Consider the following 20,354-nt stretch of genomic DNA (forward strand, 5'->3'; position numbering starts at 1 on the left):
ACAAAAATGAATAACAATCATGAGTTTTATTTAAAAATTATAGAAGATATTAAAAACATAATCCATGTTGAGTTAAATGAAGAAAAAATTAATTTAGGTATTGAAAAAATAAAATTAAGAATAAATATATTAAACTTTAAAAATACAGAAGAGTATTATGAATATTATTTAAATAATATTGAATCTGAAAGAAAAAATTTAATTTCTATACTTACAAATCATACAACAGAATTTTTTAGAGAACCTGAACATTTTGATTATTTGGCTGATGAGTTTTTTCCTCGATATATAAAAAATAAAAAGTCTTTACGTATATGGTCTGCAGCGGCGTCAGTTGGAAAAGAGGTTTATTCTATAGCTATTTGCTATTTAGAAGTGTGTTTTTCTTTAGGGCTTAAATACGACTCAATTCCTCAAATTGAAATATTAGGTACAGATATAGATGAATTATCCATACAAAAATGTCAGAATGGTATTTATTTAGCGACAGATATTGAGAAGGAAATGGGTAAAGTATTGATAAAAAAATATTTTGACTATGGTGAAAATGAATTAAAAAATTATGTAAGAATAAAGGATTCTGTATTTAAACTTTGTAAATTTAAAGTACACAATTTATTAGATAGTTCAAATGAAATTGGAAAGTTTGATGTTATATTCATAAGAAATATTATTATTTATTATAAAAGAAAAGAAGTTAAAGATATAATTATGCGTTTAAAAAATAATTTAGAAAGTAATGGTATTTTGGTATTAGGGCACTCTGAATCATTAAGCAATCTTGATCTTCCTTTTATCCACATAAAAAATTCAATTTACACATTGAATCTAAAACCAAATGATGATTTGACAAGAGTTTTTGTCATTGATGATACCCTAACAATGCGTGATTTTTTAAGAAAAATTTTGACTAAAGAAGAAAATTTTTTAATTATTGGTGAAGCTGAAAATCCAATTGAAGCTATGGAAAAGTTAGAAAAATTAGAATTACAACCTCATGTTATTGTATTAGATTTGAATATGCCAAAAATGAATGGTATTGAATATTTAGAACTCTTAAAAAATAAACCCCACCCGCCAATTGTAATAATGAGTTCTATGAGTTTTGATGAAGCAGATAATGGTATTAAATGCTTGGAGCTAGGAGCATTTGATTATATTGAAAAACCAAGTGGTGTTCATTCGCCTAAGGAAATTTCAAATATAAGAAATGTAATTACTCAAGCAAGAAAATCAATTAAAAGCTTTGAATTAAAAAATAAACAATTATCTAAACAAAGATTATTAAGCTTGAATCCGCTGCCAAAGAAGTTTATCAAACCTGACTTAATTGCAATAGGTTCTTCGACTGGAGGTGTAGAGGCTTTGCAAACTATTCTTTTGCAACTCAAAACCAATTTTCCTCCAATAGTTATTGTGCAACATATACCTGAATATTTTTCTCAAGCATTAGCTAATAGATTGAGTGAATTATGTAAATTCAAAGTTTTTGAAGGAAAAAATCGCCAAATATTGGAACCAAATTGCGTTTATTTAGCTCCTGGTGGAAAACAAATGCGAATTATTGAAGAAAAAAGCAAATTACTTTTAGAGATTAATGATTCTGAAAAAATTAATATGCATAAACCTTCAATTGATTACTTGTTTTATTCCTTAGTAAATTTAAAAAATGAAATTAATATATGTGCCATTATACTAACAGGTATGGGGAGTGATGGTGCTAATGGATTAAAAGAATTATATAATAAAAATGCTTTCACAATTGCGCAAGATGAAGAAAGCTGCGTTGTATTTGGTATGCCTAAAGAAGCTATAGCTTTAGGTGGCGTTCATCAAGTTGCTCCATTACATGAAATTCCTAATATTTTGAAAAAAATTCTTTAAAATATAAATAGAAATTATAATTCATAAAACCAATTTAATGTATCAGAGAGTGTTTTATCTGAAGGTATAGGATTCCAATTTAATTCTTGTTTCGCTTTTCTAACAGATACATGTTGATACTTGCCAAAAAAATTACTAATTATTTGTCTTGAAAGAAGTCTTTCTTTTTTCATTACTTTATGATTTAACCAATCAAAGGTATTCATTAGATAAAATGTCCATACAGGTGGCAAATAGTTTGGTACTTTTGCATCTACTTGCAATTTTTTTATTCTATTAAGTAATTCTTTAAAATCAAAATATTCTCCAGCAACAATATATCTTCCTTCAGTGTGCTGACGCTTTAAGGCATTAATATGAGCTTTTGCTACATCTCTTACATCAACAATGTGACATCCACCATTAGGAATAGTAAAAAATTGCTTTTGAAATATTTTATAATAAATACTGAGCGATGGCGTAATTCTAAAAAAATTTGGTCCAATAATTGTGGGTGGAAGAATAGAAACTAATTTAATATTTTTATTCTTACAAAGGTTAAAAGCCAATTTTTCAGCATCAATTTTTGCTTTTAATAATGGAAAGTTGCTTGAGTGATTCCAGTTATTTTCAGTCAATGGATTATTTTGGGTAGATGACATTCCACAGGCCGAACAGCTTGATGTAAAAATTATTTTTTTGATATTTTTTTCATTAGCACATTCTAGAACATTTTGTGTTCCAAAAATAATAGGTTCTTCTATTTCTTTTTTAACATTATTGCTCCATAGAAGGACTGGAGAAGCAGAATGGATAACTTCATCAATATTATTCATTGCATTTCTAAGAGATTCCTTATTCAGTAACTCTGCTTCTACTATTTCAACATTAGAAAAATTTTTTAAGTGCTCTGTTTTTTTGTTGTCTTTAATATTACGAACTGTGGCTTTGACGTGAAAACCATCAGCAGATAGTTGCTTTACAAGATTGTAGCCTAAATGACCATTACCACCAGTCACTAAAATTCTTTTCAAATTCTTCTCCTTTAATATTATGCAGCATATTTTTTATGTTTTAATTCGAATAGTAATACATATCCTACTTGCTCTAATCTATTCACGTAAAGATCTGCATTATCGACCCAAGAAAAGAACTTATCTTTATTTATTTCTTCTGTTTGATATCCTTTTTTTATCCAACTTCGTATTAAATTTTTTTTCCAAGATGTTTCAGGTGTCAACAAAATTGAACCCCGAATAATTCCATTTTTAGATAAACATCTTGAAAGTTCTTTCATCGCTAAGGCTCCAGAAGGAAACGAATTAAATCCACCAAAGCAAGAAATAGCATGAATACTGGAATTCGAGAAAGGCAGTTGATTAACGTCTCCTCGAATAAAAGTAACTGGTTTTTTTGATAATTTTATTTGTGCTTTTTCAAGCATATCTTTTGATATATCTAAAACTAATAATTTTCTGGCAAAAAATTTTTTAGATCCAAAAAGTGCGGCTGAAGTTAATGAACCATCACCAGTAGCAATATCTAAGATATTATCTTCATGTTTTAATATTTCTCTAAAAAACTTAATATGTTTAAATATATTTCCATGCCAGATAATAATATAAACTAGCAAAGCAAAAGGAGCATAAAATTTTGAATATATTTTATACGCAGTTTCTGTTACTATATTTATACTATTGTTAGTTAAACATAAGTCTAAATAAGAATTATTTTTTTTATATCTTAATTTACAATTAGTGCATAATATATAATTTATATCAAAGCTATATTCTAAAAAATTATGGCATTTAGGACAAAATAAATTTATAATTGTCATAATTAGTTTTCTCCTTTAGCAATAGATATTCTATGTAAAACAGGAGATAACGTTTTATTAATATCTTTTTTCCACATGTACCCATCAATAATGTAATGAGATAATGCCATAAAGTATATTAAAGTCATACCTACATGTTTTGGAGTAATCAAATAAAAAATAATCATCATTATTGAGTAAGTAAGCGCAATAGAAAAGTATTTAATCCAAGCATTTTTACTTACGAGTTTCTGATAAAAGGTTATAGAAATATTTGCTTCATTCATTTCTTTTGTCCTGTACTTTTCAAAAAGCCAAACAAATCCAAAATATTGAACGTTATGAAAAATTGTCCCTATGGCTACAGCCAAAGGCATTGCTGTTACTGGTATAAAGAAATAGGGGACAATATATGTTAAGATAGCTATTAGCATCAAAGAAAGTTGTGGCCATGGTATATGTCTACCTTGTTTATTTCTGTCATAAATAGCTTTTTTTAAACCAATTATTCCAATTACAGCTGTAACTGCACAATATGTATAAAAAATATTTTTAGGAATTACTGGATAAATTAAATTATATTTTTCATCTAAAGATAGAAAATATTGCACATTTTCATGCGTAAATACCCATAATAAAATGCTATATAATGCTAAAGGGAAAAATAAGTTTAAATAAAATCTGTCAGCATAAATAGTTTTATCATTAAATCGTTTTGATTGTATAGTATCATAAATTTTGCAAATACCATGATGTTGTCTATATGCATGCCATAAAGAAATATAAGAAATTAATGATAAAATCCAATCATTTAGAGTTGTTCCTTCTGTAAAAGGCAATAATAAGACTATAATGAAACAAACTATTGCTCCTGCATATATAGGTTTCATATTAAATGTTTTACGAGCTTGTTCTGGTAAAAGAGTTGCCCAAGTTAAATAATTATGAGGAATACCAAAAAAAATTAAATAAAAATTGTATATTGGAAATATAACTGCATCACCTTTCCATAAATAGAATGTAAGAAGAAGTAATGCAAAAATTCCTGATAAATGGAAGAAAATTAAGTCAAAATTTTTATCTTTCAACCATAATGAACTATTTATTAATAAATTGGTATTTTTATCAAAGTTAATTGATTTAAGCATTAGAAAAATTCCTTTTTTAATTTTGTAAATATTTTAATCACTTTTTTTAATTCTTCTTCTGTATGGGTTGCCATAACGCTTAATCTTAATCTTTGTTTATTTTTAGCTACAGCAGGATACTCAATTGAATTAATAAATAAATTATGATTGTTTAAAAATTTATTTACTTCTCTAATATCAAACTTAGCAGGAATAAGTATTGGTATAATTGCTGAATCTGTTGTAACTCCATAGTCTAGCTCATTTAAGTTTTTTACAAGATAGTTTACATTTGAAAATAGATTTTTACGCAATTGTCTTTCATTTTGAATGACTTCAATACTTGCTAAAATGGCTGCTACTATTGGAGGTGGCAAATGCGCAGAAAACATATAAGATCTGGCAAAATAGCGCATGTATTGAATCACTTCTTTTTTAGCGAGAAGAAATCCTCCTGTAACTGCAAAGACTTTGCTAAATGTTCCCATGGTTATTGGAACTGCATCATTAATTTTCCAATGTTCAGCCGATCCTCTTCCGTTTTCGCCCAGTATTCCTGTCCCATGAGCATCATCAATAACTAAAGTTGCTTTATATTTTATACATAATTCCGAAATTTCTTTTAATTTAGATAAGTTTCCATCCATAGAAAAAACACCTTCAGTCGTAACAAAAATGTGCCCTTTACAAATAGATGAATAGCGTTCAAGTAATATTTTTAAATGAGCTATATTATTATGCTTAAATCTTAAAGTTTTTACTTTATTAAAAGGATCATTATTTAAATATGTTACTGCATCATATAGACTCGCATGACTTAACTCATCGTAAATAAGAATGTCATTTCCAGAAATTAATGCTTTTACCCATCCCAAATTTGCTTGATATCCGCTCGCAAATAACATTGCATCATAGTCATCAGCATTTTCACCATATTTGAACTCACAAAGTTTTCTTTCTAATTTTTTATGTAAAGTAGACATGCCATTTAGCAGCGGCGGTCCTCCAACTCCTATTCCATAGTTTTCAACAGCATGGATTAACGCTTCTTTTACTTTAGGATGTGTAGAAAGTCCTAAATAATTATTAGAACCAAACATAAGCATTTTTTTAGGTGTCTTTGTAATTTGATCAAATATAAGGCTTGAATGCTCGCAAGGTCCCATTAATTCTCGGCAATAAAGGGCTTTTCCTTGTGCTAAAATATTGGATAAAAATTCATTAAATGGAGTTACTTTTTCAATAAGTGATTTTCCTGAAGGCTTTATGAATTCAGCTAAAGAAAAATTTTCAGCATTATTTGCAGAAAGAAGTTTATTTTTTTCAAAGTCAAACATAAATATTCCTTTCAATTTTTTTTGAATTTTGCAAATTTTTTAAAATTAACTTTGCCGTCTTTTTTGCAAAATTAGTTAATTCATTAGGATTCATTCCCAATGCTAATATATTTTTTCTTACCGCTTTGTTATGAAAAGCATTTTTATTCATATTAATATCAAAAACACAAATAGATATAATGAATTTAATTAAAATTATATCGAAAAAAGATAAACTATTTTTCTTTAGTTCATCACTAATTATAATACTTATTCCAGAAATATGCCTTTCTTCATCTTCTGAAATTAGATTAATTAATTTTTCAAATTCAAATAAATTAAATTTTTTAGCTGTATTAGAAAGTTTTTTATAGAATTGAACACCATAAATTTCAAAAAACTGTAGCAATATTAGTCCATAAATTGGTTTTCTAGGGAATAATTTAGCAAACATTTTTAGAAAAAAGTCATAGATAATTTTATCAGCAATACTTTTCTGTTCCTTTTTGTACTTAAATGTTTGTAAATTATAATTAATTAATTTATTAGTATGAATGCTTTCGTCTAATTTCTGTGACTTAAGGAAATTAAATTTCTTTTCATTATCTATAAATGCTAACATAATATTTGATATTATTAAATCTTCAATTCCTTCTGTAGTTGCAATCGAAGCAATTAGTTTTTTCCAACAATCAACTAGGTTATGATCTAAGTGCTCTATATTATCGATATTTTCAAGTATTTCATAACTCTTTATAGTCTTTAATTGCTGGTAAGATAATCTATTTAATTTAGTAATAGTAAATTCTTGAAACATAATAAGTCCTTTTAAGGAAATTGGTTAATTTTTAAATATGAAATAACTGAATTCATTTTTTCTACTATTTTTTCTAATGAACTATTTTTTTCTTCAGCTAAAAATTGCGTTTTATTAAGATCAATTTTTAAATTTTTTTGTTTGCAATTAGAGTTGAAAAAAAATTCATGTTCAATTTGATTCTTCTTAAATTGTCCTATTACATGTAAATTTGGGATTTTTTTCTTTGCTTGCAGAATTTTTTTTGCTGGAATTGCTGAAATTAACTCAAAATCACCATGTTCTGCAATCCATAAAAGAAATTTAGGTAAATTTAGCTTATTACAAAATTCAATAGCAGATTCATCAATGCAATCTTCATTCCAAAAAAGTTTAACACCAATATTATTTATTTCACAAAGCTGTTTTACTGCTGAAAGAATTCCATCACTTGTATCAATTACTGCATGCGCAAATTTTTGAAGTTGAACTCCCTCTGTTATTCTTGCTATAGGTCGAAATAAATTTTCGGAAAATAATCTGTTACATTGACTTTTTTGATTCAAAAGAAAATCAATACATAAAGCAGGACCTCTGCCTGACTTTCCAGTTATGCATAGAAAATCATCATCTTGAATACCATCTCGCATTTTTGAAACTTTTGTAGAATATCCTAGCCCAACACTTGTAATAACTGTGCTTGTTGAACTTCCATTATCACCACCAAGTAAAAAACATTTTTGTGAATTTAATGCTGATTTAAATGAATCAGCGAGTTTTATCTGAAATGACAACGGAGTTCCAACTTCCCAGATAGTAGAAAACAAAATTCCTATTGGAATACATCCACATGCGGCTAAATCTGAGAGAGAAGCTTGTGCAGCAATCCAGCCTATTGTTTCTGGTTCTTTATAAAGTTTATTTGAAATTTCTTCTGCAACACTATCGACAGTGGAATATAAGTAAAATTTTTCTCTTAACTTAACAACTTCACAGTCAGAGTGATTGATCTCATTTATTTGCTTTTTACTTTTTTCATTTTTTCCTAGCCATGAGAATAAAGATTGTAATTCTTTATTCTCAAGTTGTGAAAAATAATTTACGGACATAATAGTAAACTTTCTTTGATAATATTGAAATTTGAATGAGTAAATTTTTTTACTTCACCATCAATTTCAAGTAGAGTTTCATTTTTTGTTTTTATTTCAATTTTATCTGTATTTACTTCTTTTAGTGAAGGATTATTTAAAATATTATTTTGTAAAAAGTCCTTCATTATTTGCAAAATATGAAGCTTATTTTTATAGATATTTTTACTTTTGCAATTAAAGTAAAATATTTTAAAGATACCATTATTGACTTTAATTTGTTTTGGATAAACAAAACTTCCTGAAAAATGTGGAATTTTAAGTATTCCTAAATTAATTATTTCATTACTAATATATTTTATACCATTATAAGTTAAGATTGTTTGTATGGGTTTATAAGAAAATAAATTTTTTAAAATTGCACAAAAAATTGCTAAATTAGTGTTATTTTTCTTTATAAAATTATTAATTCTACTATTTTTATTAAAAAAGTAATTTGCATTTGCTGTGAAACCGATACTAGCATTTACTATGAAATATTCTTTTAATAAGAAATTTTTTTTATCCTTGAATTCGACAAGTCCTACATCATGATAAAAAGCATTATCGAAGTTTAATCTTACTGGTATTGATCCTATTTTGTCTTTATTTGGCTTATGAAAATCATTTGAAGAACCAACACCTATTGCACCTATTAAGGGTTTCATTGCTCTAAATTCAAATAAAATATTCACTACAGAATGGACGGTCCCATCACCTCCTACCGCAATAAATTTATAGAATCCATCTTTAATGAAATTTATTAGCATATTTTTTAATGCTTGACTTTCTATCTTACATATATCTATTTGGGTCTTTATTATGATTTTATATTTTTCTTGTAAAATGTTTGATTTAAGAATGTAATCCCATATTTTAAGTCCTTTACCACCTTTTGCTTTGGAATTAAATAAAACAATTGTTTCATGAAAATTTTCATTGACTATAATATTTTGCATTTATGCAACCTTTTTTAGATAAATAGAAAACATGTGATCAATTATTAAGTCAGAATCTTGATTGGCTTGAATTGATGACCAAGGACCAAATTTTACTGCAACTTCCTTCCAAATCGGCTGCAATTTTTTTTGAAAAGTAAGGAATTGTTCTTCACTATTATTTCCAATAGATCTTCCCTTTTCATAATTTGAAATTTCTTTTTTTCTTTTCATTGCTATATCAGGGGAAATATCAAGATAAATTGTTAAATCAGGAACAGGAAATAATTTAGCTAAATGGTAAAGTGATTCTTTTTTCGAACCTAATCCTATTTCGCTAACAACATACTTATACCAGTAAGAATCCATGATAATTATTCTATTTTTCTTTTCATTTGCAATTTCTAAAGCCCTTTGGACGGCATGAAATATAAATATTGAACGAGAAAAGCCTTTTAAATTTTTTAAATATTCTTGAGCATGATTTTGCGAAATAAATAAATCTTCATACTGATCCCAGACCGAAGCAATAGTAATTGAACGTTCATTCAATTTTTTAGCTAAAAAAAATTGCAGCTTTTTACATACTGTTGTTTTGCCTGAGCCATCAGGCCCTGTTACTACTATAAACATTAAGAATTCCTTTCTAAATAGTTAACTAAGTCATAATAATTCCCAAAATTGACAGTTCCAAAGTTATAATTTTCTAAATTTTTTTCTTTATGAGAATTATTTTTTTTGTTTTGTAGATTTAAAATAAATACATTCATACCTATTTTTCTAGCATTTCCATCGAGAGCTAATTTATTTCCTATCATTAAGCATTCTTCTGATTTTAAGTTATTTTGTGAAAGAAAATCTTGAAAATATAATTTAGAGTGTTTGGAATAATACATATTTTTTGAATGGGAAATAAATTTAAAAGTATTTACGTCAATACCTGCCCATTGTAATCTTAAATTTACAAATTCTGGTGGCCAAAATGGATTAGTTGCTAAATATAGTTTATATCTATTTTTTGCCCAATTTATAAAAGAATTTGCTACAGGAATTATAGAAAAATATTTTCTTAATAAAGGGAAAATATATTCAATAAAATTGATTAGTATTTTTTCACTGTCATTTATTGAAATATTCATTGTTTGAGAAAATGTTTTTATAGCTTTATTATATATTAAATTTTTGTCACTATTATTTATAATATTGCTTTTAAATAAACTTAACGAATATAGAAGTTTTAAAGGCGAAACTCTAAACTCATTCCATGTCATTGCCTTTACTATAAAGTAAATTTTAGCTTGTAGTTCGTTAAAGCTAATTAAAGTTCCATCTAGGTCTATAAGTAAATTTCTAATACTATTCATTTTTGTGTTCTTTTTAAATTAGTTTTCTAAGAAATTAATGGATTCTATTGTAATTTTATTACTTTGTTAAATAAACGTAAATAAAAATTTATTTTTTGTCAAATTTTGTTCTATAAAATATTTTTTAATGTAACAGAAAAATTCTATTGTAATTTTATGAATAAATAAAAGTACTTTTTGTTTGACATATTATTTACATCTGTGTATTTAGTGTTAATTTCATTATATTAATTACATTTTCTGCTTTATTTATAAATAATTTAAGAAATAATGTTTGCAAAAAATTATAGGTAACCTTTATGAAAGAAAATAATGACTATTCAAAAATTAGCTTTGTTTTAGAAAAATTAAGTTATGCTGAATTTGATTTTAATGATTTTAATAGAATTGAAGATTCAATGCAAAAAATAAAAAATATGAAATTATTTATTGAAATTATTGAAAGAAATTCGATACAAGTTTTAGTCTATGATAGAATCAAAAATTATTTTCCAAAAATATTTAATAGTATAATAAAAATTTGTAATTGGAACTATCAGTTTGCAAAATATGAAAGTCGATTTTTAATACAGAATACTTTCATTTTTAATATTGCAAAAGAATCGAGTAAACTAGGCATAAAAATAGTATTTCTCAAGGGTTTTTGTTTTAGTCAATGTCTATATCGAGAAAAATTTTATAAAAAAATGAATGATATTGATCTCCTTATTGAAGAAAGAGACATTCATGAGTTTGAAAATATTTTAAAAAACAACAAATTTTCTTGTTTATTTAACAATTTATTCTCAAAAAAATCAAATACTTCTAAAACCCATCATCTACCTCCATATATATCAGAAGATAAATCTTGTGTAATTACTGTGCATTGGCAATTGTCACGAAATTTTCAAAAAAATAATGTAATAAATTTTATTTGGGATGATATAGTACCAATACCGAATTTTCAAAATTGTTATAGAATGTCTTGGGAATGTAATGTACTTCACTTATGTATACACTTGTCTTTATATAAAGCTGGTTTCAAAGAATTGGCAGATATCTTTAATATTATTAAATTTTGTAGTCCGCTAGATACTAAAAAATTTAAAAAATTAATAATTGAAATTTCTGCTTATGAAAAAATTTATAGAGCATTTGTATTAACAAGTAAATTTTTTCCTGAGCTTAATCAAATTCAATTTTTTTTAGAAATAACTAATTTTTGTTATAACTTCATACCAAAAAAATTAATTTTGCAATTAGAAAAAAGGACTAGATCTTTAAAATTTTTATTAATTAGCAGAACTACTTATATTACAAAATTAGAAAAAAGTTTTTTACTTTTCAAACTTTCAAAAAGTTATAATAATAAATTTAAAATTTGGTTAAAAATGTGGAAAATTTTATTTATGATTCCAGATTCAGAACAAAAATGTATTTCAGGTTACATAGGTAATAATATTTTTGTAAAATATTACTATAAATTTGTGACGCCGATTAAAATCATAAGAGCGCTCTGTTCTGAGCATGGAATTAAAAATATTTTTTTCTTTACAATATCCAATGCTTTCATAATTGTAAGCGGTCTTTTAAAACTCTCATTTTTTTCATTTGAAAAAGAACAATATGATATAAATTTAATTAATCTCTATAAGGAAATGGAATAATGCAAATCTTAACTGGACAATTATTAAAGAAGAATACAAAGGATGTAGATTATGGAGGTAAAGGGGGAAATTGTCTTTTTTTAAAAAAAAATTCATATAATATTCCAGAAACTATTCTTTACAAATGCGATGAGATACAGAATTATTTAAAATTTAAGATAAAAAAATTTGATAAAATTATGCAAGAAATTCCCCTAGAATTTGATGAAATTAGAAAAGAAGAAGAGACAAAATATTTTAACTTACAATTAGAAATTTTAAATATACCTCCTCCTGCGAAATGGCATTTTGAAGTTAAAAAAATAAAAAAATTTCTTGGTTCAAAAATAATTATACGCTCTAGTATGAGTGTTGAGGATTCTAAACTATCTTCTTTTGCGGGATGTTTTGATTCTTTCCATATTAAAAATTATGATGAACTTAGCTTATGGAATGAAATTAAAAAGGTTCTAGCTTCGGCATTAACTAAAGCCAGTGTCAAAAGAATAATAGAAGTCACTCCTCATTTTTCTAAAGTAAAACTTGGTTTTTTTATTCAAAAATATATTGAACCAGAAATTCTTGGTGTTTGTTTTAGTAGAAATCCTTTAGACATTTGGGAACAAAATGGAATTTGTGAATATGCATTTGCCGGAAATTCTGTGGTTCAAGGAACGGGAACTTCTTTCACTATTTCAAGTGAAGAACAACCTCATTCAAAATTAACATCTTTCTGGTATGAAGTCTGGCAACATGCTTTTACCCTAGAAAAAAAATTTAAGGCAGCAATCGATTATGAATGGGTATGGGATGGACATGAATTTTGGATCGTTCAAGTAAGAAAGATTGCTACTGAAGATGCATATATGTTTGAAAAAACATTTGATGGAAATCTATGGAGCAGAGAATTAACATTAGAAAGATTTCCTGAACCTTTAACACCTTTAGCGTGGTCCTCAATATCAGACATTTTTGTAACTAATGTAAGAGTTTTGAATAAACAATTTGGAATTTTAGTCAAAAATATTGAGCAAATTGCTATATCATTTGGTGGATTTATTTATGCTAATCCAAACATTTTTAGTTATCCAAAAGGTATAAAAATTAGATGGTCTCACTTTTTTTCCTTTTTTACATCATCATTATGGAAAATATTATATATATTATTTTCTTTTATAATTAAACTGTTATTTGTAAAAGACAAAAAATTTGAAATCTCTTTTTTTAAACTCCAAATAATTTTGGTTTTAATTGAAGATAATTTTAATAATGAAGTAGAAAAATGGGAATATAATAGAGATGAATTTTTGAAAAATATAAGAAAATTTGATAAACTAAAAAATTCTAATTTATTGAATGATAATACTAAAATTTTGGAAAACATGGAAAAATTAAAATTAATAGGAGAAAAATTTCTTGAATCTGATTTTTCTATTTTCTTAATGAAGAATATTTTAGAAAAAAAATTAAATAAAATATTTCAAAATTTAGGTTTTTCTGCGGATGAATATTTGAGTTACTTAGGAAATTTTTCAAATCGGACTTTAAAATTTAATGAAGAATGCAGAGAGTTATTTTTTAAAATAATAAAAGACAATTATGGAGTATACTTTCTTAATTCTTTATCTGGAGTGAAAGATATCGATGATTTTTCTAAATTATTTGATTTGCTTTGTGCTCAATCCAAGAATTATTGGAATGAATTTTTAAGTAGAAATGGGCATGTACGTACTTCTTGGGACTTTATTAAACCTTGTTTAAATGAAGCTCCATGGGAGCTTGGAAAGATTTTAGCGCAATATTTATCAAATACTGGTTTATTTCCCAAATGTGAATATAAAATGGAATATTTTATGAATAAGCTTGATGCAATGTTAATAAAAATTAATAGAAGAAAGATAAATAAAATAATTTTATCTTCTATGGATAAGTTAAAATCTTTAATGCAAATGGATGAGGAACAACATTTTCTTTCAGGACTTATAATTCAGCAATCAAAATATTTAATTAAAAAAGCAGAAGATTTATTAATTGCAAAAAAAATATTATTAATGAAAGATAGTATTTACTTTTTACGAATTGAAGAATTAAAAGAGCAATTATTTTTCCCAACTTCAAATTTGCATTATTTGACTTTGAAGAGAAAGAATTTATGGGTTGCAAATTTATCAATCAAAAAACCTATGCAAATTCCTATCTTATATGAAAATAGGGATGATTTTAGAAACTTTAATACAGAGGAGAATATTTTTTATGGAGCGCCAATGAGCCCAGGGGAAGCTCAGGGAGAAGTGTATTTTGCTGAAGACTTATCTGATTTTGGTAATATTCCTAAAGGTGCTATTTTATTAACAACATCACCTAATCCTACTTTTACAGCAATTTATCCTACGCTCTCAGGAATTGTTACCCTGACAGGTGGGGTTTTATCACACGGTTTTATAGCTGCTAGAGAGTATGGCCTGCCAGCGATATCAGCTCCGCAGCAGATTTTTCAAGTTTTAAAAAAAGGAATGACCGTGAAAATGAATGGAAGATTAGGTCGATTAGAAATTTTATCATAGAACTTAATATTCCGAATAAATTTGTCTAACCCTAGAATAATATTATTTAATAAATTCAATACACTATAATTATATTGAATTTATATAGTTATTTATCATCAAGATGTAATCATATCTTAAAGAACATTATTGTAAAAATAAGTAGATAAGGAATTACTTATTGCTTTGATGATACATCGTTCTTAATAAATAAATATAGGTGCTAGATGTTAAGTGAAGCTAAGAAAATACTAAAAAATACTAAAACAAATATTCAAAATAAATTTCGTACTCCACATGAAATTGAAGCTGCTCTAATTAAAGAAAATCAAGCAAAAAAATATAGTAAATCTCAAATTGCTTCTGAAGTTCTTCTTTCTAAAAATGAATTTAATGCATTTTACAATGTAAATTATAATATATGCATTTCTTTTTTAACAACATTTATACTTATAATTAATCGTGATAAGAATTTTAATTTTTTAAATTATATTGTTCAGCAAGAAAAGAATTATGAAAGTTATATTAATTTCTTAACTGGTTACTACAATGCAAATAAGGAAACTATAGCTAGAGTGGTGCAAAAGTTTCATAATCGCGAGATTTTTTTGCATGAGTTTTCTGTTTTTATGCAACATTTAGACAGCATTCCAGATTCAAAAAACAAAGAGCTTTATAAGTACATTTTTAATCAAATAAAATATTTTCATGAAGAAAAATTAAATCTTTTTAGAGATAATATTTATACAATAAATTATGGCTATAAAAGTGAAGATTTTTTTGAATATTTTACAAAAGAACTACATACAATTGCTAAAAGTAGAAATATTGGTGATAAGGCAAAGTACTATATCCAGCTCTCACCAGCAGAAATATTTACATTGACAGCAAATACTTTAATTGATCTTCTTATGATAGCAATAGCAATTGTGTTACCTCCTGTTGGAGCTGGCGGTTATGCAGCTTCTATTGCTGCTAATGCTGCGTCACAAGCAGCAACAGCAGGAGCAATTGCTGGCGGCGCATTAGCAGGAAACTTTATTGGTTTGCTATTTGTGAAAGGGAAAGAAATTTTATCTGCTGATTCTTATAAAGTTCTAAAGGCAAAAATTCCTATTGAATTACTTTCGGAATATGATTTGCAAAGAAAAAATGATTTAATTACTAGCGGTCATTTGTCCTCACACAGTTCTAATTCAAAGTACATAGTTAATTCAAGTATGTCTCGTTTTGAGTTAGAATTAATTGAAATGAAAAAAATTAAAGAAATTGTTGAAAATGTAAAAAAATCAATTGCAAAAAATGGCCAATATAAATTCAATATATCTACTCTTTTTACATATTATGTTAATTTGATAGAAAGTATAGAAAAATTTAAAAAGAAAAATATTTCACAGCATGATCTTAAAAATGACTATATGAAACTGATGAATTATTATAGATACACCTTAATTTTAAAACAACCCTTGTTTATTCAGTTAGAAACTCTAAGATTGAGTTTATTTAAGTCGTTAAGTGTATTTTCAAATAATAACTCTTCTTTTTCAGAGTTTAAAAGAAAACACTTGCATAAAAATCCAACAAATCAGAAAGCTATTAGAAAAACAATAAAGAAATATGTAGAAAATAAAGATGAAAACTATCGAAACTCTTTTGTAGATTTTGTTCAAAATACCCTTTTAATGGGAGAAATGAATCAAAGAGAAACTGAGCAATATATAAATATCTTAAAGCAAGATTCAAAGATTCCAAATCAACTAAGGGATACATTATTTGGACCGCCTGGGAATGCTCCTGATTCTATTGCTGAACCTGCGAGTAGAGCGTTAAAAGGACTTAGTCCACTGCTATTTCCTAATATCCACGGTCCTGTTAATTTATCTTCCAAGGATATTGGAACTGGCGTAGGTTTATCAGTTTCATTAGGTTGTTTAATTATTTTTGAAGTGATTTCTGCAATTGTTTCGAAGGCAACAGGATTAACTGGGCAAGAAAGATATCAATCTCTTTGCTCAGTATTAGGAGGTTCTTATCATGCATTTAGAGTGATGCAGGCAGGAACTGGTGTTGTTATGATTACTAATAATTTTACACATTTTATTAAGGATTCTTTAGTAAATAATATATTAACAAATTACGCTGTAATGCCTTTAAAAATAATTGGAACGTTTGGAGTTGCATTTGTAGCTGCAAAAATAGATCAACATCAAGACAAATACTGGAAACAATTAATTGAAAAATATATTGCGCAACAATCTGAAGAAGAAAGAAAAAATATAGATAATAGTAATAAAAAGATCATCCGACCTGCTTATGAATTTTATAAATCTGAAAGAGGTATGGCACCAACTAGATACATGAAAGCTATTTCAGAATTGCAAGATAAAAGACTTGATAATATTTCTAGTTTAATAAGGAAGATTGATTTAAATATCTTAGAAATGATGGAATTATGTCAAAAGTATAATAAAAAAGAAGAGAAGCATAAAATTAGTAATGATAAAGTTGGAAATTTTACTTCTTATATAGGAGCGGTTGAGAGTGATATATATCAAAATAATTTAGAAGATGAAGATGGTCATTATCACAAAAGTGACATTGAAAAAATTGTTTCTTTGTATACTAAAATATTTATTCGTCTAATGAGTGTTGCAGTAGAAATACAAAAATTTGATGATTATCTGCAATATTTTGTTGATGGATTTTTAGGTGAGGTAGAATTATCATTAAGTTTATATATGCCTTTACTAAAAATTGATAATTCTAAAGTCACTGATATTATTAATTTTGCTAGTAATAACAATAATTTTCAGAATTTCTGCAAAGATTTTCATGATACTAGATTACAAAAAGACTGGTTAAAAAGAACACAAACTAAACATGAAAATAATGATTATATAGTGACATCTATTTAATATGAAAATTCGCAATTAAGCGAATATAATTTTATTGATTATAACTGAGTTTTTGAGCAATTGGGATATCAGCAGGAGCAAGAGTTATTTTCAATATATCAACTGGTTTTAACCATTTATATTGTGAGTGGACTCGTAATTCTAAATTTCCTTCTACTATATCCGAAATAACACCAATAAGTTTTATTTTTCCGAACTCATATTCATAAATTGTTTCAGAGAAAATATTTTTAGGAACAATTTTAATATTAAGTTCTTCTTTAATTTCCCTTATAATACACTGTTCAATAGACTCATTTTTTTCTAGTTTACCTCCAGGAAATTCCCAAAAACCTTCTAATTTCTGTCCTTTTGCTCTCTGTGCTACAAAATAAAATCCTTGATTTTCAATCAAAGCAGCCACTACTGTTTTCATGTATTTTCCTGTTCAATCAAAATAACTAGAGTCTCCCCTTTTTCTTTAGTAGCAAAAATTATTCTTAATTAGAAGTATTCATTTTGAAAAAATAGATCTTTTTCTTATTCAGCCAGAGTATATTGTAATATTGGTTAAAGATTTTCTGGTTCATAAGAAATGTATTTGCGCTTATTTTCGTCATAATAGATATAAAAGTACTTTTCTTTTAGTGGTTTATCTAATTCATGTCTTTGATATTCATCTATTGGTGAAGTTTGTGTTGGAAATAATTTTTTAGTCACATAAAAAGAATAAAGTCCTGTTTTATTTTCAATGATTTTATATTCTGCTTTATAGACATCATCTCTTGCGCAACGTTCTTGTTTTGGGAGTTTGTCTTCCATATCTTTTGCTATGACATCACTATCTTCATTATTGTTATAAAAACAATGTTCTGACCCATAATAATCCTTTACAAAACTTAATACAAACTTAATATTTCCTTTTTCGTTTGGTAGAAAAAACTCTTCAGTTGTTATTCCACCACCATGTGGAAGGGGATAACTGCGTTCAATACTAAAAATAAGTTGGTTATCATTTGCTATTTTAAGATACTTTACTTCAGAGCATTCATCATTTGTTAATTCACACGATAAATCAATTGCGTTACTTTTGGCTACAATTTCGTAAAATGGAAATTTATTAGGAACAAATTTTACTTTAAATAATTGAGCAATTGCATCTTTATGATTCAGTTTTTCGGTATTTTCAAGTTCACCAGTTACGGTAACATAATAATAAATTTGATTTTTTTCTTTATTTTGAAAAATAGAATTTATTTTTATGCAATATCTATCTATTAACGAAGTATAGCAATTTTTATCTTTGTTAAAATGTTCGGGGAAGTTTAAGAAGTCTGAAATTTTATATAAATCTCTTAAATCAATTCTTTTTTTTATTTCTTCAACTTTTTGATTATGAATAGTACTAAATATTTTTTTCCCACTTGTATTTAAATTAACTAAATTGTTTTTCTGTGAAAGATAATTTTTAATTAGAATACCTATGATAGTAGAAATAGATACAACTAAAAAAATAAAAATGATAGTTAATTTGTTTTTTGACCTCATAATTTTATTCCAATCAAATTATAAAAGTAAATTCTTATATTGTAGAAAAAAATATGTTGTCAATATTGCTATAAAAATATTTTCAAGGATCTAATTCATTTATTTATAGATAATATTAACCCTAAAATATAGAGAAATTATGTAAATATTTTCTTTATATTTTAGGGTTAATAAGTATAATTGCTAGAAAATAATGCATTTAATAAGAATACAATTATATGTCTAGTTTGGTCAAAATAAAGCTAATAATTTATATATTTAAGTTCACTTTTGATAATTTTCCAAAAGTAACATTGAAAATTAAAATTTAATTTATTGTACTAAGAAATAAAATTATAGATTATTTTAAATAAATTTTATTACAGATTAATTTCGATAAATTTGCAATTTTAAGAGAAAAGTATTAATTAATGGATAAAATATGAAAATATAAATTTATTTAGCTAGACTAGCTAGACTAGCTAGACTAACTAGATTAGCTAGATTAGCTAGATTAGCTAGATTAGCTAGATTAGCTAGATTAGCTAGATTAGCTAGATTAGCTAGATTAGCTAGATTAGCTAGAAACAACTTTCATCAATTTCTAGCTATCTTAAAAGAATGATACTTTATTTACTTATTTATTTTAAAAATACTATTTAAAATATAATTTTAAATATAAATAATGTTTTTATACGGAAATTACCCAGCCGACAGAATTAGCGTAAGTTGCATATTGTAGAAGAAGAAATGCAATACAATTTTTAACAAAAAAATTCATAATAATAACTCCTTAAATAATTTAGAATATGACAATAAAAATATAAATATTAATATATTAATTTAAAATATATATAATTATTTACAAATTTTTAGAAGAAATATAATTTAATATTAATTAAAAACAACTTATTTATATTTTGATCATGATCACTATTTGATTATAACAGTTGATTAATTAAAAACAGATTTAATCTGTTCAGTAAGAAAAATACTAATTTATTTTTAATAAATCAATATCAATTTATGAGCTTTAGAATTAATATCAATAAATTCTTATGATTATAAAATTTAAAATAATTTTAATTTTCTTTATTAGTAATAATTTTATTTTTTATCACCTTTTTTAAATGTTTATTAGAATTTAAAAATAAGCAATAAATTTAAATTTTTAAAATAAATATATTTAAAAAATTAATGATACTAAATTTTTGTATCTTAGTTATCTTATAAAATTTAATTTTTTATACATTTTTGATATATTTTAAAATTTAGCTCTTGGGACATTTTTTGATATAATTTAAAGAAATACATATTTTATTTACGAATAAGATATTTAGAATTAATATAAAATTAAATTATTTATTAACAAAGATATTTTTTAATTTTTAGAATATGTTTTAGAATAATTTTAATTG

At 25.5% G+C, this 20,354-nt stretch carries 16 protein-coding genes; 4 read left to right on the top strand and 12 right to left on the bottom strand.

The window, feature by feature from the left end:
- Positions 1-6 precede the first annotated feature (6 nt).
- Positions 7-1,884: a chemotaxis-specific protein-glutamate methyltransferase CheB gene (gene cheB / locus GOY08_RS07460; protein WP_158998268.1), complete on the top strand. Its 1,878-nt coding sequence runs from the start codon at positions 7-9 to the stop codon at positions 1,882-1,884.
- Between the two features lie 14 nt (positions 1,885-1,898).
- On the opposite strand, the gene GOY08_RS07465 is transcribed toward cheB, so the two are convergent.
- The 9 genes from GOY08_RS07465 to GOY08_RS07505 are packed head-to-tail and all read right to left on the bottom strand — an operon-like array spanning position 1,899 to position 10,347.
- A complete protein-coding gene (locus tag GOY08_RS07465; RefSeq protein ID WP_158998269.1) occupies positions 1,899-2,897 on the bottom strand; it encodes an NAD-dependent epimerase/dehydratase family protein in 999 nt (332 codons plus the stop codon).
- Positions 2,898-2,914: 17 nt separating this feature from the next.
- Complete coding sequence (locus GOY08_RS07470; protein ID WP_158998270.1) at positions 2,915-3,700, bottom strand: class I SAM-dependent methyltransferase; 786 nt, start codon at positions 3,698-3,700, stop codon at positions 2,915-2,917.
- Between the two features lie 2 nt (positions 3,701-3,702).
- Positions 3,703-4,827 carry a hypothetical protein gene (locus GOY08_RS07475; protein WP_158998271.1) on the bottom strand — a complete coding sequence of 375 codons (1,125 nt, stop codon included), beginning with the start codon at positions 4,825-4,827 and terminating at the stop codon, positions 3,703-3,705.
- A complete protein-coding gene (locus GOY08_RS07480) occupies positions 4,827-6,143 on the bottom strand; it encodes an aminotransferase class I/II-fold pyridoxal phosphate-dependent enzyme (RefSeq protein ID WP_158998272.1) in 1,317 nt (438 codons plus the stop codon). Before GOY08_RS07480 ends, GOY08_RS07475 begins: the two co-directional genes overlap by 1 nt.
- Entirely contained in the window at positions 6,136-6,939 is an 804-nt protein-coding gene (locus GOY08_RS07485; RefSeq protein ID WP_158998273.1) for a hypothetical protein, read from the bottom strand. The genes GOY08_RS07480 and GOY08_RS07485 overlap by 8 nt, the downstream gene beginning before the upstream one ends.
- 11 nt (positions 6,940-6,950) lie before the next feature.
- The gene (locus tag GOY08_RS07490; RefSeq protein WP_158998274.1) at positions 6,951-8,027 is read right to left on the bottom strand and encodes an AIR synthase related protein; all 1,077 of its coding nucleotides are present in this window, start codon (positions 8,025-8,027) and stop codon (positions 6,951-6,953) included.
- Entirely contained in the window at positions 8,018-9,004 is a 987-nt protein-coding gene (locus tag GOY08_RS07495; RefSeq protein ID WP_158998275.1) for a diacylglycerol/lipid kinase family protein, read from the bottom strand. Before GOY08_RS07495 ends, GOY08_RS07490 begins: the two co-directional genes overlap by 10 nt.
- Positions 9,005-9,616, bottom strand: coding sequence for a nucleoside/nucleotide kinase family protein (locus tag GOY08_RS07500; protein WP_158998276.1), 612 nt, complete (start codon positions 9,614-9,616; stop codon positions 9,005-9,007).
- Entirely contained in the window at positions 9,616-10,347 is a 732-nt protein-coding gene (locus GOY08_RS07505) for an HAD family hydrolase (protein ID WP_158998277.1), read from the bottom strand. Before GOY08_RS07505 ends, GOY08_RS07500 begins: the two co-directional genes overlap by 1 nt.
- Positions 10,348-10,646: 299 nt before the next feature.
- Between GOY08_RS07505 and GOY08_RS07510 the strand changes: the two genes are divergently transcribed.
- The 3 genes from GOY08_RS07510 to GOY08_RS07520 all read left to right on the top strand — a co-directional run bounded on the left by GOY08_RS07510 (position 10,647) and on the right by GOY08_RS07520 (position 17,430).
- On the top strand, positions 10,647-11,993 hold the full coding sequence (locus GOY08_RS07510; protein WP_158998278.1) for a nucleotidyltransferase family protein: 1,347 nt from the start codon (positions 10,647-10,649) through the stop codon (positions 11,991-11,993).
- The gene (locus GOY08_RS07515; RefSeq protein WP_158998279.1) at positions 11,993-14,536 is read left to right on the top strand and encodes a PEP/pyruvate-binding domain-containing protein; all 2,544 of its coding nucleotides are present in this window, start codon (positions 11,993-11,995) and stop codon (positions 14,534-14,536) included. The genes GOY08_RS07510 and GOY08_RS07515 overlap by 1 nt, the downstream gene beginning before the upstream one ends.
- A 206-nt stretch (positions 14,537-14,742) precedes the next feature.
- On the top strand, positions 14,743-17,430 hold the full coding sequence (locus GOY08_RS07520; RefSeq protein WP_158998280.1) for a hypothetical protein: 2,688 nt from the start codon (positions 14,743-14,745) through the stop codon (positions 17,428-17,430).
- 31 nt (positions 17,431-17,461) lie between these two features.
- Here the strand turns inward: GOY08_RS07520 and GOY08_RS07525 are convergent, their stop codons facing one another.
- The 3 genes from GOY08_RS07525 to GOY08_RS15615 form a co-directional block, all read right to left on the bottom strand.
- On the bottom strand, positions 17,462-17,845 hold the full coding sequence (locus tag GOY08_RS07525; RefSeq protein WP_158998281.1) for a (deoxy)nucleoside triphosphate pyrophosphohydrolase: 384 nt from the start codon (positions 17,843-17,845) through the stop codon (positions 17,462-17,464).
- 134 nt (positions 17,846-17,979) lie between these two features.
- Positions 17,980-18,957, bottom strand: coding sequence for a hypothetical protein (locus GOY08_RS07530; protein ID WP_158998282.1), 978 nt, complete (start codon positions 18,955-18,957; stop codon positions 17,980-17,982).
- Positions 18,958-19,392: 435 nt separating this feature from the next.
- A complete protein-coding gene (locus GOY08_RS15615; protein WP_268892497.1) occupies positions 19,393-19,527 on the bottom strand; it encodes a hypothetical protein in 135 nt (44 codons plus the stop codon).
- Positions 19,528-20,354 lie beyond the last annotated feature (827 nt).

Origin of the sequence: Pigmentibacter ruber (assembly GCF_009792895.1) — a bacterium.
Lineage (GTDB): Bacteria > Bdellovibrionota_B > Oligoflexia > Silvanigrellales > Silvanigrellaceae > Silvanigrella > Silvanigrella rubra.